This window comes from Nocardioides perillae (genome assembly GCF_013409425.1).
GTDB lineage: Bacteria > Actinomycetota > Actinomycetes > Propionibacteriales > Nocardioidaceae > Nocardioides > Nocardioides perillae.
Window position 1 is genome coordinate 358,744 of record NZ_JACCAC010000001.1, and the last position, 15,404, is coordinate 374,147.

The following is a 15,404-nucleotide window of genomic DNA, read 5'->3' on the forward strand; positions in this document are numbered from 1 at the left end:
TTCAGGTTCATCCGGGATAGTCATGTCCGTGGACCAGATCAGACCGGGCTCGGCCGGCGTCCCCTCCCCGGAGGGGACGCCGGTCGGCGGTCCGGCAGCCGACGCCCAGCGCCTCGCCGCGCTCCTGACCCGCAGCGGTCAGGGTGACGAGCGAGCCTTCGCCGAGCTGTACGACGCGGTGTCCGGCCGCGCCTACGGCCTGGCCGTGCGGGTCCTGCGCGACCCGAGCCAGGCCGAGGAGGTCGTGCAGGAGGCCCTGCTCGAGGTCTGGCGCACCGCCCCGCGCTACGACGCGGAGCGTGGCAGCGCCACCTCGTGGATCCTCACGATCGTGCACCGCCGCTCCGTCGACCGGGTCCGCTCGGCCGAGGCGAGCACGCGTCGCGACACCAGCTACCACCAGCAGAACCACGCGGTCGCGCACGACGCGACCGCGGAGGCCGCCCAGGCCTCGCTCGAGGCGCACCGGGTCCGCAAGGCCCTGACCGCCCTCACCCCGGTCCAGCGCGAGGCGCTCGAGCTGGCCTACTTCGGGGGCCTCACGCACACAGAAGTGGCGAGCACGCTCGGCCTCCCGGTCGGCACCGCCAAGACCCGCATCCGCGACGGACTGATCCGGTTGCGCGACACGATGGGAGTGGGCCAGTGACGAACCCTGCGCCTGCCGACGTCCACGCTCTCGTGGGCGCCTACGCGATCGACGCCCTCGACGGCGACGAGCGCACCGACTTCGAGGCCCACCTCGCCGCGTGCGGCGAGTGCCAGGCCGAGGTCGCCAGCCTGCGGGAGGCCGCCTCCGCGCTCCCGGCGACCACCGAGCTGCGTGCCCCCGCGCAGGTCCGGGCCCGCCTCCTCGCCTCCCTCGGCGCGCAGGACCCCGCTCCCGTGCGCACCGCCGCTCCTGCTGCAGGCGCCCGCGCTGCGGGCACGACCGTCGCGAGCACCCCTGCCGCGACGGCCCCGGTGGTCCAGCCCGTGGCGACCCACGAGGTGCCGCTGCCCGCCGCGACCGCCTTCGGCGACGACGTCGTGGTGCTGCCCAAGCGCAAGGTCCGCCTCGCCGCCCTCGCCGTCGCCGCCTCGATCGTCGCGGCCGCGGCCGTCGGCTCCACCATCGTCGACGAGCTGCAGCACGACGACCCGCCGCCCGCCGCCGCGCCGTCCCTGGCCGACCGCATCCTCGCCGCCGAGGACGCCGAGGAGGTCGCCATCACCTTCGACGACGGTGCCAAGGCCACGGTGGTCCGCTCCAGCGCGCTCGGCCGCGCGCTGATCGTCACCGAGAACATGCCGGCCCCGCCGCCCGACTCCGTCTACCAGCTGTGGTTCGAGGACAAGGAGGAGGGGATGGTCTCGGCCGGGGTCATGCCGACCGTCTCCGACCAGACCTTCCTGCTCCAGGGCCGCGCCCAGGACGCCAACGCGGTCGGCATCACCGTCGAGCCCGCCGGTGGCTCGGTGCTGCCGAGCACGCAGCAGACGGTCGCCCTGTTCGAGTTCGACCCGGCAGGGGCGTGAGCACCCCCCGGCCGGAGCGTGTCGCCGTCGTCGGGTCGGGCGTCGCGGGTCTCCTCGCGGCGCACGTCCTGGCGAAGCGCTGCCACGTCACGCTCTTCGAGGCCGACTCCCGGCTCGGCGGCCACGCGGACACCCACGTCGTCGACGGCATCGCGGTCGACACCGGCTTCATCGTCCACAACGAGCGGACCTACCCGCACCTGCTGCGGCTCTTCCGCGAGCTCGGGGTCGACACCCAGGACTCCGAGATGTCGATGTCGGTGCGCGACGACGTCCTCGGCCTGGAGTACGCCGGAGCCTTGGGTCCTGCTGGTCTGTTCCCCACCCGGGCAAACCTCATGCGCCGTGACTACCTGCGAATGCTGGTGGAGGTCCCGCGCTTCCACCGCATGGCCCGGCGCCTGCTCGAGACCGACGAGACCGGTGACGGCCTCGAGACGCTCGGCGCGTTCCTCGACCGCGGCCGCTTCACCCCCCTCTTCCGCACCCACTTCGTGGAGAGCCTCGTGGCCTGCGTGTGGTCGTGCGACCCCGCGCTGGCGCTGGACTACCCCGCGCGCTACCTCTTCACCTTCCTGCAGCACCACGGCATGCTCGCCGTCTTCGGCTCGCCGACGTGGCGCACGGTGACGGGCGGCTCCCACGAGTACGTCCACCGCGTCGCCGCCGGCCTCCACGACGTCCGCGTCGGCACCAAGGTGACCTCGCTGCTCGAGCGCCCCGACGGCGTCGAGGTCACCGACGGCAACGGCGAGGTCACGACCTTCGACGCGGTGGTCGTCGCCACCCACCCGCACCAGGCGCTGGCGATGCTCGCCGAGCCCACCGCGGTGCAGCGCGAGGTGCTCTCCGCGATCACCTACTCGCCCAACACCACGCAGCTGCACACCGACGAGTCGCTGCTGCCGAGCGCCCCGCGTGCCCGCGCATCGTGGAACTACCTGCGCCGCCCCGACGACGACCCGCTCGGCGCCGTGACCGTCACCTACGACCTCACCCGCCTCATGCGGCTACCGTCGCCCACCTCGGGCCCGCACGCCGGCAAGCGCTTCCTGGTCACCCTCGGCGGCACCGACCTCGTCGACCCGGCCACCGTGATCGACACGATGGAGTACGAGCACCCGCTCTACACCCCCGCGTCCGTCGCCGCCCAGCGCCGGCTGCCCGAGTGCGACTCCGACCGCGTCGTCTTCGCCGGCGCCTGGCACGGCTGGGGGTTCCACGAGGACGGCGCCCGCTCCGGCGTCGCGGCCGCCGCGCGCCTGGGCGTGACGTGGGACGACGCGGCTCCCGTCGGGGCTGGCCCTGCGGGCCACCTGCGCGAGGGCCCCCGAGAGCCGAACCACCCCTCTCCGCTCGTTCCTCGCTCCGAGGGGGGCCAGGCCCATCCACGGCTCCCGAGGACCCTCGCTCCGGCGTCCCTCCGGGCCGGGTCCGGCGGGCGTCGCACGGCCCTGCACACCCCGGCGCTCTACGACGCGTCGATCGTCCACGTGCGCCGGAGGCCTCTCCTGCGTCGTTTCGAGCAGCGCTCGACGGTGTGGCTGGTCGACCTCGACGCGCTGCCCGACCACGGGGTGCTGGGGCGCTTCGAGGCGCGCGACCACCTGGGCGACCCGGGCCGCTCCATCCGCGACAACGTCGCGCACTTCCTCTCGCTGCACGGCATCGCGCTGGACAGCGAGGAGCGCGGACGCGGGCGGGTGCGGATGGCCGCCAACGCGCGGGCGCTCGGCTTCTGCTTCAACCCGATCAGCGTGCACTGGTGCCACGCCGGCGACGGCGAGCTGCTGGCGGTCGTCGTGGAGGTGCACAACACCTACGGCGACCGCCACGCCTACCTCGTGCACCCCGACGAGCAGGGCCGGGCGCAGGTCGACAAGGCGATGTACGTCTCGCCGTTCCACGGCACCGACGGGCACTACGAGGTGGCGGTGCCGCTGCCGGGCGAGCGGCTCGACGTGGCCGTCACGCTCCACTCCGACGACGGTGCCGTCTTCAGCGCGAGGCTCTCGGGCGCGCGGGCGGCGCACTCCCCTCGCAGGGCGGCCCCCGCGGCCCTGCGCGGCTGGCTGCAGATCCACGCCCACGGCGTCGCCCTCTGGGCGCGGCGCCTGCCGGTGCGGCCGCGACCCGAGCACCCACGACAGGAGGGCGTCCGATGACGACCGACTCCCGCACCCCCGCCCCGCAGGCCGCGACGGGACTCGAGCCCGCGCCGGGCACCCGCCGACCCGCCGGGCTGCCCGCGGGCGACCCGCGCCCCGACCCGGCGACCTGGCAGGTGCTCGGCCCCGTGCCGCGCGGGCCGCGGGCAGCCGTGGCCGCCCGCATCGCGCGCCGCATCTTCCGCGCGGCCGTGAGCCGCCTGCACGTGACGGTCCACCTGCCCGGCGAGACCCTCGGCCGCGGCGGCCCGTCGATGGTCGTGCGCCGCCCCGACGAGTTCTTCGCCCGCCTCGGGAGCGACGGCCTCATCGGCTTCGGCGAGGCCTACATGACCGGCGCCTGGGAGTCCGAGGACGCCGGAGGCTTCCTCGCCGTGCTGGCCGCGCAGATGGGCGAGCTCGTGCCCGAGCCGCTGCAGCGGCTGCGCGCGGCCTACGTCCGGCGACCCCCGCGGCACCAGCAGAACACGCAGGACAACACGCGCGGCAACATCTCGCACCACTACGACCTGTCGAACGCGATGTTCGAGCTGTTCCTCGACCCGACGCTCACCTACTCCTCCGCGCTCTTCGACACCCGCGTGCTGCCCTCGCCGACCGACCACCGCGCCGGCGGCGTGCAGGTCGCGACCCCGCCGGGCCCGCAGCCGGTCGACGACGCGCTGCTCACCGAGGCCCAGGGACGCAAGATCGAGCGGCTGCTGGACGCCACCGGCGTGACCGCGGGCATCCGGGTGCTCGAGATCGGCACCGGCTGGGGCGAGCTGGCGATCCGCGCGGCGCGCCGGGGCGCGACCGTGCACTCCGTGACGCTCTCGACCGAGCAGCAGGCGCTGGCGCAGCAGCGCATCGCGGCCGCCGGGCTCGCCGACCGGGTCACCGTCGAGCTGTGCGACTACCGCAGCGTCACCGGCACCTACGACGCCGTGGTCTCGGTGGAGATGGTCGAGGCGGTGGGCTGGGAGTTCTGGCCGACCTACTTCGCGACCATCGACGCCCGCCTCGCGCCGGGCGGCCGCGCGGGGGTGCAGGCGATCCTCATGCCCCACGACCGGATGCTCGCCACCCGCCGCACCTGGACCTGGATCAACAAGTACATCTTCCCCGGCGGCTTCCTGCCGTCGGTCGAGGCGGTCGACGAGGCGGTGCGCGAGCACACCTCGCTGCGCCTGACCGGCCGCACCAGCTTCGGCAGCCACTACGCCGAGACGCTGCGCCAGTGGGACGTCCGCTTCCTCGCCCACGCCGACGACGTGCGAGGCCTCGGCTTCGACGACACCTTCCTGCGGATGTGGCACCTCTACCTCGAGTACTCCCGCGCCGGCTTCGCCTCGGGCTACCTCGACGTCGAGCAGATGATCTTCACCCGACCCGAGGAGACCCGGTGACCAGCACCGCCGACGCCCCCGCCGACGCGCCCGCCACGGGCACCCCCACGACGTACGGCGTGGCGCAGCGTCTCGCGGAGGCCCTGCGGCCGGTCGTGCGCGGGGAGATCCCGGTGCGGCTGCGCGCGTGGGACGGCTCCGAGGCCGGCCCGGTCGACGCCCCGCTGGTCGAGGTGCGCACCCCGCGGGTGCTGCGCCGGCTGCTGTGGGCGCCGGGCGAGCTGGGCGCGGCCCAGGCCTACGTCACCGGCGAGCTCGAGATCCACCACGACGTCGACGAGGCGCTGACCCACGTGTGGGCCGTGGCCGCCGAGCGCGGGCTGAAGGGCACGAAGCCGTCGCCGGGCGCCATGGTGCAGGCGGTGCGCGCGCTCGCGTCGCTGGGCGCGGTCGGGCCCAGGCCGGCCAACCCGGCGTCGCAGGCGCGGCTGCCTGGTCGGCTGCACTCCAAGCGCCGCGACTCCGAGGCGATCAGCTTCCACTACGACCTCTCCAACGAGTTCTACTCGCTGATCCTCGAGGACTGCATGGCCTACTCCTCGGGCTACTGGACGCGTCCCGACGACGCCGACTACACCGCCGAGGACGCCCAGCGCGACAAGCTCGACCTCGTGTGCCGCAAGGTCGGCCTCGACCAGCGGCCCGGCATGCGCTTCCTCGACGTCGGCTGCGGCTGGGGCTCGCTGTCGCTGCACGCCGCCGAGCACTACGGCGCGCAGGTCACCGGCGTGACGATCGCGGCCGAGCAGAAGAAGTTCGTCGACGCCCGCGTCGCCGAGCGCGGTCTCGGTGACCTGGTCGACATCCGCCTGCTCGACTACCGCGACGTGCCGGCGACCTTCGGCGAGGGCGCCTTCGACGCGATCGGCTCCATCGAGATGGGCGAGCACGTCGGCGAGGGCAACTACCCGACCTACGCCGCGGTACTGCGCGACAGCGTCCGTCCCGGTGGCCGGGTGCTGGTGCAGCAGATGTCGCGCTCCGGCAAGCACCCCGGCGGCGGCCCCTTCATCGAGCACTTCATCGCCCCCGACATGACGATGCGCCCGGTCGGGGAGACCGTCGCGTTCTTCGAGCGTGCGGGCCTCGAGGTGCGCGACGTGCACATGATGCGCGAGCACTACGTGCGCACGGTGGCGGCCTGGACGGAGCGCTTCGAGGCGCACCTGCCGCGGCTGACCGAGCTGGTCGGCGAGGAGGTCGTGCGCGTGTGGCGGCTCTACCTCGTCGGCGGCGCGATGGCCTTCCGCGACGGCCGGATGGGCGTCGACCAGCTGCTCATGGTCAAGCCCGGGGCGGCGCACACGCTGCCCTGGGAGCGGGAGTGGTGAGCGCGGTCGACATGACCTCGACCGGCCTCGGCGACCTGCTGGGCGCCTGGTGGCCGCTGGCGCTGACGGCGCTGCTCGTCGTCGCGGCCGCGATGACCGTCACCGCAGCGGCCGCCTGGCGCTCGTCGCGGGTCGCCGTCGTCGACGTCACCTGGGGCGTGGGCTTCGTGCTGGCCGCACTCGCGGGTGCGGTGGTCGGCGTGGCGGTCGACGGCAGCGACGGTGCGCGTCGCTGGCTGCTCGCCGCCGTCGTCGCGGTGTGGGGCCTGCGCCTGGCCTGGCACATCCGCGGCCGCGCGCAGGGTCACGGCGAGGACCCGCGCTACGCCGAGCTGATCGGCGTGCGCCCCGAGGAGGACAGGCGGGCCTGGTTCGTGCTCGGGGTGCGCAAGGTCTTCGTCGTGCAGGCCGTCGCGCTCTGGCTGATCTCGTGGCCGGTGCAGGTCGGTCAGGCGCTGCCGGTCGCCTCCTGGTGGCTGGTCGGCGTCGGCGTGGCCGTCACGGCGGTCGGCGTGGTCTTCGAGGCGGTCGGCGACGCCCAGCTCGCGGCGTACAAGCGGGTGCCGAAGGCCGAACGCCCGCCGGTGATGGACACCGGGCTGTGGCGGTACACGCGGCACCCGAACTACTTCGGCGACGCGTGCGTGTGGTGGGGGCTGTGGCTGGCCGGCGGCCTCGCGTCGGGCTGGGTGCCCGGCCTGGCGACGCTGGTCGCGCCCGTCGCGATGACCTGGTTCCTCGTCTTCGCCACCGGCGCGCGGCTGCTGGAGCGGACGATGGCGCAGCGGCCGGGCTACCCGGAGTACGCCGCGCGCACCTCGATGTTCGTCCCGCTGCCACCGAAGCGTCGCTGAGGCCGGGCGGGCGTCGTGGGTGCCGTCGGGGAGGATGGACGCGTGCTGCCCAGCCCGTCCGACACCGTCCCCTCCCCGCCCGAGCTGCCCGAGCTCGGCTCGGTCGACAACCTGCGCGACGTGGCCGGCTCCGGTGAGGGCTACCCCACCCGCGACGGCGGCCGCGTGCGCCGCGGGGTGTTCTACCGCGCCAACCTGCTGCGGCCCGACGACGACGACCTCGCGCTGCTGACCGGTCTCGGGTTGCGCGTCGTGCACGACCTGCGCCGCGCCGACGAGGTCGCAGCGCACCCCGACCGCGAGCTGCCCGGCGCCGAGTGGCGCCACGTCGACGTGCTCGGCGTGGCGGCCGACGACGCGCTCGGCTTCACCACGCCGGAGGAGTCGCGGCGGATGATGGAGGCCGTCTACCGCGACTTCGTGCACCGGCCCTCGGTGCGCGATGCGCTCGCGCGGGTGCTGCGCGACCTGGCGAGCGACCCGCTGCCGCAGCTCTTCCACTGCACCGCCGGCAAGGACCGCACGGGGTGGGTGGCGGTGCTGCTGCTCCACCTCGCCGGGGTCGAGGAGCCGACGATCCGGGCCGACTACCTGCTGTCGAACGAGCGCACCGCCGCCAGCCGGGCCCGCTACGAGCGGATGATCGTCGAGGGCCTCGGCGAGCAGATGCTGCCGGTGCTCGAGCCGGTGCTCGTGGTCACCGACGACTACCTCGACCTCGCGCTGGGCGAGGTCGCGGCGACGTACAGCGACCTCGACGGCTACCTCCGCGACGGCCTCGGCCTGCCCGACGACGTGCTCGACGCCCTGCGCGAGCGCCTCGTCGCCGCCTGACGGCCGGAGCCGCCCGGAAGGGTGGGGGTGGGACACGGGCCACGGGGCACCTCCGGAGGTGGCACCGCGCACCATGCTCAGCACCGACCTGCCGTCGACCTCCGGGTCGGGCCTCGCCGACCCGGTCGCGGACGCGTTCGCTGCCACGCCTCGCTGCGACTTCCTGCCGCCGGAGCAGCAGCGACGGGCCGGCGACGACCGCCCTCTCGACATCGGCCACGGCCAGACCTGCAGCCAGCCGCGCACGGTCGAGGTGATGCTCCGCCTGCTCGACGTGCACCCCGGCCACCAGGTGCTCGACGTCGGCAGCGGCTCGGGGTGGACCACCGCGCTGCTGGCGCACCTCGTCGGGCCCGACGGGCTCGTGCACGCCGTCGAGCGCGAGCCCGCGCTGGCCCAGCGCGCGGCCGCGGACGTCGCGGCACTCGGCCGGTGGTGGGTCTCGGTGACCACGGCGGTGCCGGGTGTGCTCGGCCTGCCCGACGAGGCGCCCTACGACCGGGTCCTGGTCTCCGCCGACGGCGGCCGCCTGCCCCACGAGCTCGTCGACCAGCTCGCGGACGACGGTGTGCTGGTCGCTCCCGTCGCCGGTGTGCTCACCCGCGTGCGGCGCCACGGCCGGGGGTTGCTGCGCAGCGAGCACGGGCACTACCGCTTCGTGGCCCTGCGCTGACTCAGCCCTCGCGGCGACCCAGCTGCTCGGCCGGCCCGGATCGCCCGGGCTCAGTGGTCGGCGCCGCCCGAGGTCTGGCGGCGCGTCGTGCCGCCGTGCCAGTCGAGCACGAGCATCGTGGCGTCGTCGTCGGGGTCACCCACGTGGTCACGGAAGGCGTGGGCCACCTCCTGCACCGCTGTGCGTGGGTGGAGGTCGGCGGCCTTGAGCAGCGCGGCGTCGAGGTCGAAGTCGTCGGCCGACCCCTCGTACATCCCGTCGGTCAGCAGCACCAACCGGTCGCCGGGCTGCAGCTCGACCTCGTGCGCCGCGAAACGGTGGGCGACCCCCGGCAGGTCGAGACCGAAGGGGAGGTCGGCGGGCAGCTCCACGGAGCGCACCTCGCCGCCGCGCATCAGCCGCATCGGGGGGTGGCCGGCGTTGACGACCCGGGCAGCGACCCGACCGTCGCGGGCGGTCCCGTGCTCGGGTGCGGAGGTGGAGTCGAGCGGGAGCTCGAGGAGGAGACCGGTGGCGTACTGCTCGGGTGAGGCGTGGCGGGCGAACGCCTCGTGCACCGCGTGGCCCTGGGCCGTCACGTCACCGCCGGCCCGCCGCGCCCCGCGCAGCGCGTTGACGGCGAGGGTCGCGAGCAGGGCGGCCTCCACGTCGTGGCCGACCGCGTCGGTCAACGTGACGGTCAGGCGGTCGTGGGAGGCGATGTAGTCGAAGGTGTCGCCGCCCGCCTTCGAGCTCGGCTCGAGCCACCCGGCGAGGGTGAAGGAGCCCCCCTCGCAGACCCACGCCTGCGGCAGGAGGCGGCGCTGCACCTCCATCGACAGGGCGAACGGCTCCGAGCGGCGCGCCTCCTCGTAGGCGTCGGTGTGCAGCTGGTTGGCGACGAGGAGGTAGCCGAGGGCGTGACCGACCCCTTCGAGGAGCGCCGCGATACGGCCACGGTCCTCGGTCAGGTCACCACCGTCGGGGAAGGTCACCTGCAGGACGCCGTGGGCGTCACCGCGCACGGTCACGGGCACCCACCAGTCACGCTCGTCGTCGACCAGGCGCTGCTCGAGCCAAGCCGTGCCGGCGGCGCTGCCCGTGATCGGGAGGCGGTCGCGTCCCGGCGCCGAGAGGAGCCGCCGGCCCGCCGCGTCCGCGATCCAGTAGCAGACCCCCTCGGCGTCGAGCCGGGCGCGCAGGTGGTCGGCCGCGGCCGTCACCGCCGAGGCAGGCGACACGTCCTCGGCGGCGACGAGCAGCTCGGCGAGGTCGAGCGAGGGGACGTCGTCAGTCACAGCACTCCGGCTCGGGGTCACGGACGGGCAGGGTCAGCCCTCTGTCGTCCTACCACCCCGCCGGGGGGCCTCAACCCTCCTTCCGGACGGGGCCGCGTGCCGGGCTCGCGTCGAGGGGTCGCGCGCTGCTCTGGTGTCGAGGGGTCACGCGCTGCGCACGTGTCGAGGGGTCGCGCGCTGGGCTGGCGGCGAAGGGTCACGCGCTGCTGATCCGTCGAGGGGTCAGGCGCTGGGCTCGTGTCGAGGGGTCACGCGCTGGGGCGCTCGGGTCGTCCGGGGAGGCCCGCAGAGGCCGTCTCGAGCCGGCTGGCAGAGCCTGGTCTGCGCCACTTCCCGTCCACAGGCGACCGTCGTGGATCCGTTGTCCACAGCGCAATCCGGACAGTCTCGAGGCGGGCGCCACTGTCGGTGGTCGGTGGTTGAGTAGGCGGCATGGCAGACCACCGCGACCACGCCCCGCAGCATCCGCTGCTGGTCGCGCTGGCCTGCCTCGACACCGACCTCGACCACGCCTCGGGTACGCCGACCTGGTCACTCACCGCGAGTGAGGCAGAGGCGGCGTTGGTCGAGCTCGCCAAGTGTCGTGCCCGCCTGACGGCGCTCGAGCTCACCACCGTCGCCGCTGCGGATCGGGCGGATGTCGGTGACGCCACGGGTGCGACGTCCACGGGGGCGCACTGGGCCAAGCTGGTCCATCAGACCCGCGCCAAGTCCGTCGCCACTGTCCGTCACGCTGCGGCGCTGGAGGCACGTCACGGCACCGTCCTGGCCGCGATGGCCGCCGGGGTGGTGCTGCCCGAGCAGGCCGAAGTGATCTGCAAGGCCGTCGACGCCCTGCCGGCCGATCGGGTCGGGGTGGAGGTGGTCGACGCTGCCCGCGCCCACCTGCTGGAGCTGGCCGCCATGTTCGATGCGGTCGAGCTGGGACGGCTCGGTGACCGGATCCTCGACGTCGTCGCCCCAGAGGTCGCCGAGGACGTGGAACGCGACCGCCTCGAACGCGAAGAAGCAGCAGCCCAGGCCGCGGCCAGCTTCACGATGACCCGCGACGGACACGGGAAGGCCCACGGGCGGTTCACCATCCCCGTCGCGGAAGCCGACATGCTCACGGCCGCTCTCGATGCGTTGACCGCACCCCGACACCACCACGCCACCCACGGTGCTGAGCCGGTGCCGGTCGACCAGCACGGCGACCGGGTCCCCCGACCGCTACGGCGCGGGCAGGCGTTCTGCGAGTACATCCGCACCCGCCACCACGCCGCCGCCACCGCCGCGACCCAGGCCGGTGGGGTCGACGCCACCGTCACCGTCACCCTCGACCTCGCGCAGCTCACCGCCACCGGCCCCGGCGCCGACGTACCGGCCACCTTGTCGACCGGGACCCGCATCACCGCCGCGAAAGCCAGGTTGTGGGCGTGCGGCGCCGGGATCGTCCCCGTCGTGCTCGGTGGCGCGTCGCAGCCCCTCGACGTCGGACGCACCCGGCGCTACTTCACCAAGACCCAACGCCTCGCCCTCGCCCGCCTCCAAGGCGGGTGCACCGCCGACGGGTGTGACTGGCCACCCTCGATGTGCCACGCCCACCACCGCACCCCCTGGCATGCCGGCGGCAAGACCGACCTCGACCAGGGCTACCTGCTGTGCCCCAGACACCACGCCCGCGCACACGACCCCGCCTACGAGACCACCTACCACCGCCACCGCGTCACGTTCGCCCGCACCCGACCCCTGCGGACCTGAGCCGAGGCGACGCAACCAGACCCACCAACGCCGACACCGCGTACCCGCGCACGGCTGTGCGAACGGTCCAATTCGGCACGGGCCGCCGACCCCCTAGACCACCAGCCCGCTGCCAGCGCGCGACCCCTCGGCGCATGCCCAACACGCGACCCCTCGACACGTGCCTAGCGCGCGACCCCTCGGCGCGTGGCCAGTGCGTGACCCCTCGACGGCAGCCCAGCGCGTGACCCCTCGTCGCGTGCCCAGCGCTCGACCCCTCGGCGCGAGCCCAGCGCGCGACCCCTCGACGGCAGCCCAGCGCGTGACCCCTCGTCGCGTGCCCAGCGCTCGACCCCTCGACACGAGCCCAACACGCGACCCCTCGACGCCAGCCCAACACGCGACCCCTCGACACGAGCCCAACACGCGACCCCTCGACGCCAGCCCAACACGCGACCCCTCGACGCCAGCCCAACACGCGACCCCTCGACGCCAGCCCCACACGCGACCCCTCGCTGCTCCACCCGTGAGGCGGCCGGCTCAGTAGGACTTGGGCAGCCCCAGGCTGTGCATCGAGACGAAGTTGAGGATCATCTCGCGGCTGACCGGGGCGATCCGGCCCACGCGGGTGGCGACGAGGAGGCCGGCGATGCCGTACTCCTGGCTCGCGCCGTTGCCGCCGTGGGTCTGCACCGCGCGGTCGACGGCGTCGCACGCGGCCTCGGCCGCGGCGTACTTCGCCATGTTGGCGGCCTCGCCCGCCGCCATCTCGTCACCTGCGTCGAAGAGCGCGGCGGCCTTCTGGTTCATCAGCCGGGCCAGCTCGATCTCGATGTGGCTCTGCGCGAGCGGGTGCGCGATGGCCTGGTGCGCGCCGATCGGCTGGCCGAAGACGGCGCGCTCCTTCGCGTACGCCGTGGCGCGGTCGAGCGCGTAGCGCGCGAGCCCGAGGGAGAAGGCCGCCGCCATGATCCGCTCCGGGTTGAGGCCGGCGAAGAGCTGCACGAGCCCGCCGTCCTCGTCGCCGACCAGGGCGTCGGCCGGGAGCCGGACGTCGTCGATGAAGACCTGGAACTGCTTCTCGGGCGAGACCAGCTCCATCGGGATCGGGTTGGCGGTGAACCCCTCGGCGTCGGTCGGCACGACGAAGAGCACCGGCTTCACCTTGCCGGTGCGGGCGTCCTCGGCGCGGGCGACGACGAGCACGTTCTGCGCCTCGTCGACGCCGGAGATCCAGACCTTCTGCCCGGTCAGCACCCAGCCGTCGCCGTCGCGGCGCGCGGTGGTGGTGATGTTGTGGGTGTTGGTGCCGGCGTCGGGCTCGGTGATGGCGAAGGCCATCGTGCCGGTGCCGTCGCAGATGCCGGGGAGCCAGCGCTGCTTCTGCTCCTCGGTGCCGTAGCGGCTGATGATCGTGCCGCAGATCGCCGGGCTGACGACCATGAGCAGCAGCGGGCAGCCCTGCGCGGCGAGCTCCTCGCAGACCGCCGCGACGTCGCCGATGCCGCCGCCACCGCCGCCGTACTCCTCGGGCACGTTGATGCCGAGGTAGCCGTTCTTCCCGATCTCCAGCCACAGGTCGGTCGTCTTCTCGCCGGCGCGTGCCTTGCCGGCGAAGTAGTCGCGGCCGTACTTCGCCGCCAGCTTCGCGACCTGGCGGCGCAGCTCCTGGCGCTCCTCGGGCTCGGTGAACGTGTTCATGCCTCTCCTCCTCCAGACGCCTCGACCACCGCGAGGACCTCGCCGGCGGCGACCTGCGCGCCGGGTGCTGCTGCGAGCTGGGCCACCGTGCCAGCGGCGGGGGCCGCGACGGTGTGCTGCATCTTCATCGCCTCGAGGACGAGCACGGGCTGCCCCGCCTCGACCGCGTGGCCGGCCTCCACCAGCACCTTGACCACCGTGCCGGGCATCGGCGCCAGCAGGCTGCCCGCCGACACCGCCGCCGCCGGGTCGGTGAACCGCGGCACCCGCCGCAGCGCGACGTGCCCGGTCGGCCCGTCGACGTCGACGGTCTCGTGGCCGGGCAGGCCGCGGACGGCGCAGGAGTACGCCGTGGCGACGCCGTCGCGCTCGACCACGACCTCGTCGGGGCTCGCGCGCCGGACCGTCACGCCCTCGGCGGCGTAGCCGTCGCGCCCACCCCACCACGACACGGGCTCGTGGCCCTCGAACTCGGTGCGCTGCGGCTGGCTCACCACGTTGCGCCACGCCACCGGCACGCCCTGCTGCACCGTGCGCGCAGCGCGGTGGGTCTCGGCCACGGCCAGCGCCGCGGCGAGGGTCGCGTCGGGATCCGCCGGGCGCGCCGCGGTGGTGTCGTGCTCGACGAGGAAGGCGGTGCTGAGGTCCTCGTCGAGGAAGCGCGGGTGCCGCAGCACGGCGACGAGCTGGTCGCGGTTGGTGCGCACGCCGTGGATGCGGGCGCGCTGCAGCACCCCGGCGAGCTGGCGCGCCGCCTGGCGCCGGCTCGGCGCGTGCACGACGACCTTCGCCAGCATCGCGTCGTAGTGCGTCGACACCTCGTTGCCCGCCGCGAAGCCGGCGTCGACCCGCACACCGGGCTCGGCCGGGACGTCGAAGGCGGTGAGGACGCCGGACTGGGGCTGGTGGTCGGCCGCCGGGTCCTCGGCGTAGAGACGGACCTCGATCGCGTGGCCGCTCGGGGCCACCGGGTCCCGAGACGGTCGCCGCGCGACCTCCCCGTCGACCGGCGCACCGCCCCCCTCCGCTGCCCGCAGCTGGAGCTCGACGAGGTCGAGCCCGGTGACGGCCTCGGTCACGGGGTGCTCGACCTGCAGCCGGGTGTTGACCTCGAGGAAGAAGAACCGCTCGGTGGCGGGGTCGTAGAGGAACTCGACCGTGCCGGCGCCGCGGTAGTCCAGGGCCTCGGCGGCCGCGCGCGCGGCGTCGTGCAGCGCTGCCCTCACGGCGTCGGACAGCCCGGGGGCGGGCGCCTCCTCGACGACCTTCTGGTGGCGGCGCTGCACCGAGCAGTCGCGGTCGCCCACGACGGTGGTGCCCATCAGCTGCACCTCGACGTGGCGCCCGCGCTCGACGTACGGCTCGACGAAGACGGTGCCGTCGCCGAAGGCCGACGCCGCCTCGGCCTCGGCGCCCGCGACCTCCCCGGCGAGGTCGCCCAGACGGCGCACGACGCGCATGCCGCGCCCACCGCCGCCCGCGGAGGCCTTCACCAGCAGCGGGAGGTCGGCCTCGGTCGGCTGCTCCGGCGCGGTGAGCACCGGCACGCCCGCGGCGGCCATCAGCTCCTTGGCGCGGACCTTGGAGCCCATCGCCTCGATCGACTCCGGCGACGGCCCGACCCAGACCAGCCCGGCCTCGAGCACGGCGCGGGCGAAGGCGGCGTTCTCCGAGAGGAAGCCGTAGCCGGGGTGGACCGCGTCGGCCCCCGTGCGCCGGGCGGCGTCGAGCAGCAGGTCGACCCGCAGGTAGGTCTCGGCCGGGGTGACCCCGGGCAGCCGCACGGCCCGGTCGGCCTCGGCGACGTAGGGCAGGTCGGCGTCGGCGTCGGAGTGCACGGCGACGGTGTCGATGCCGAGACGCCGGCACGTGCGGAAGACGCGGCTCGCGATCTCGGCTCGATTGGCGACCAGCAGGCGGGTGATCGTGGGCATCTCGACG

Annotated in this window: 12 protein-coding genes; 9 read left to right on the forward strand and 3 right to left on the reverse strand. The window is 74.5% G+C overall.

All coding sequences use genetic code 11. The features are described 5' to 3' along the window. Positions 1 to 28 precede the first annotated feature (28 nt). The 8 genes from sigK to BJ989_RS01745 all read left to right on the forward strand — a co-directional run bounded on the left by sigK (position 29) and on the right by BJ989_RS01745 (position 8,766). Positions 29 to 649: an ECF RNA polymerase sigma factor SigK gene (gene sigK, locus BJ989_RS01710; protein WP_343049000.1), complete on the forward strand. Its 621-nt coding sequence runs from the start codon at positions 29 to 31 to the stop codon at positions 647 to 649. Beyond that, positions 646 to 1,518, forward strand: coding sequence for an anti-sigma factor (locus tag BJ989_RS01715; RefSeq protein ID WP_179516741.1), 873 nt, complete (start codon positions 646 to 648; stop codon positions 1,516 to 1,518). The genes sigK and BJ989_RS01715 overlap by 4 nt, the downstream gene beginning before the upstream one ends. After that, a complete protein-coding gene (locus BJ989_RS18525) occupies positions 1,515 to 3,683 on the forward strand; it encodes an FAD-dependent oxidoreductase (protein WP_343049001.1) in 2,169 nt (722 codons plus the stop codon). Before BJ989_RS01715 ends, BJ989_RS18525 begins: the two co-directional genes overlap by 4 nt. Then, positions 3,680 to 5,074: an SAM-dependent methyltransferase gene (locus BJ989_RS01725; RefSeq protein ID WP_179516742.1), complete on the forward strand. Its 1,395-nt coding sequence runs from the start codon at positions 3,680 to 3,682 to the stop codon at positions 5,072 to 5,074. The genes BJ989_RS18525 and BJ989_RS01725 overlap by 4 nt, the downstream gene beginning before the upstream one ends. After that, positions 5,071 to 6,405 (forward strand): class I SAM-dependent methyltransferase, encoded by a 1,335-nt coding sequence (locus BJ989_RS01730; protein ID WP_179516743.1) that lies wholly within the window; start codon positions 5,071 to 5,073, stop codon positions 6,403 to 6,405. The genes BJ989_RS01725 and BJ989_RS01730 overlap by 4 nt, the downstream gene beginning before the upstream one ends. Continuing rightward, complete coding sequence (locus tag BJ989_RS01735; protein ID WP_343049002.1) at positions 6,402 to 7,259, forward strand: DUF1295 domain-containing protein; 858 nt, start codon at positions 6,402 to 6,404, stop codon at positions 7,257 to 7,259. The genes BJ989_RS01730 and BJ989_RS01735 overlap by 4 nt, the downstream gene beginning before the upstream one ends. Before the next feature lie 42 nt (positions 7,260 to 7,301). Beyond that, on the forward strand, positions 7,302 to 8,093 hold the full coding sequence (locus BJ989_RS01740; RefSeq protein ID WP_179516744.1) for a tyrosine-protein phosphatase: 792 nt from the start codon (positions 7,302 to 7,304) through the stop codon (positions 8,091 to 8,093). Positions 8,094 to 8,166: 73 nt separating this feature from the next. Next, on the forward strand, positions 8,167 to 8,766 hold the full coding sequence (locus BJ989_RS01745; protein ID WP_179516745.1) for a protein-L-isoaspartate O-methyltransferase family protein: 600 nt from the start codon (positions 8,167 to 8,169) through the stop codon (positions 8,764 to 8,766). 50 nt (positions 8,767 to 8,816) lie between these two features. Here BJ989_RS01745 and BJ989_RS18530 read toward each other — a convergent pair whose 3' ends face one another. Then, positions 8,817 to 10,043: a SpoIIE family protein phosphatase gene (locus tag BJ989_RS18530; RefSeq protein ID WP_179516746.1), complete on the reverse strand. Its 1,227-nt coding sequence runs from the start codon at positions 10,041 to 10,043 to the stop codon at positions 8,817 to 8,819. A gap of 432 nt (positions 10,044 to 10,475) precedes the next feature. On the opposite strand from BJ989_RS18530, the gene BJ989_RS01755 reads away from it, so the two are divergent. After that, positions 10,476 to 11,783: an HNH endonuclease signature motif containing protein gene (locus BJ989_RS01755; protein WP_179516747.1), complete on the forward strand. Its 1,308-nt coding sequence runs from the start codon at positions 10,476 to 10,478 to the stop codon at positions 11,781 to 11,783. A gap of 519 nt (positions 11,784 to 12,302) precedes the next feature. Here BJ989_RS01755 and BJ989_RS01760 read toward each other — a convergent pair. Next, positions 12,303 to 13,463 carry an acyl-CoA dehydrogenase family protein gene (locus BJ989_RS01760; protein WP_179516748.1) on the reverse strand — a complete coding sequence of 387 codons (1,161 nt, stop codon included), beginning with the start codon at positions 13,461 to 13,463 and terminating at the stop codon, positions 12,303 to 12,305. Continuing rightward, complete coding sequence (locus tag BJ989_RS01765; RefSeq protein WP_179516749.1) at positions 13,460 to 15,397, reverse strand: ATP-binding protein; 1,938 nt, start codon at positions 15,395 to 15,397, stop codon at positions 13,460 to 13,462. Before BJ989_RS01765 ends, BJ989_RS01760 begins: the two co-directional genes overlap by 4 nt. Between the last annotated feature and the right edge of the window lie 7 nt (positions 15,398 to 15,404).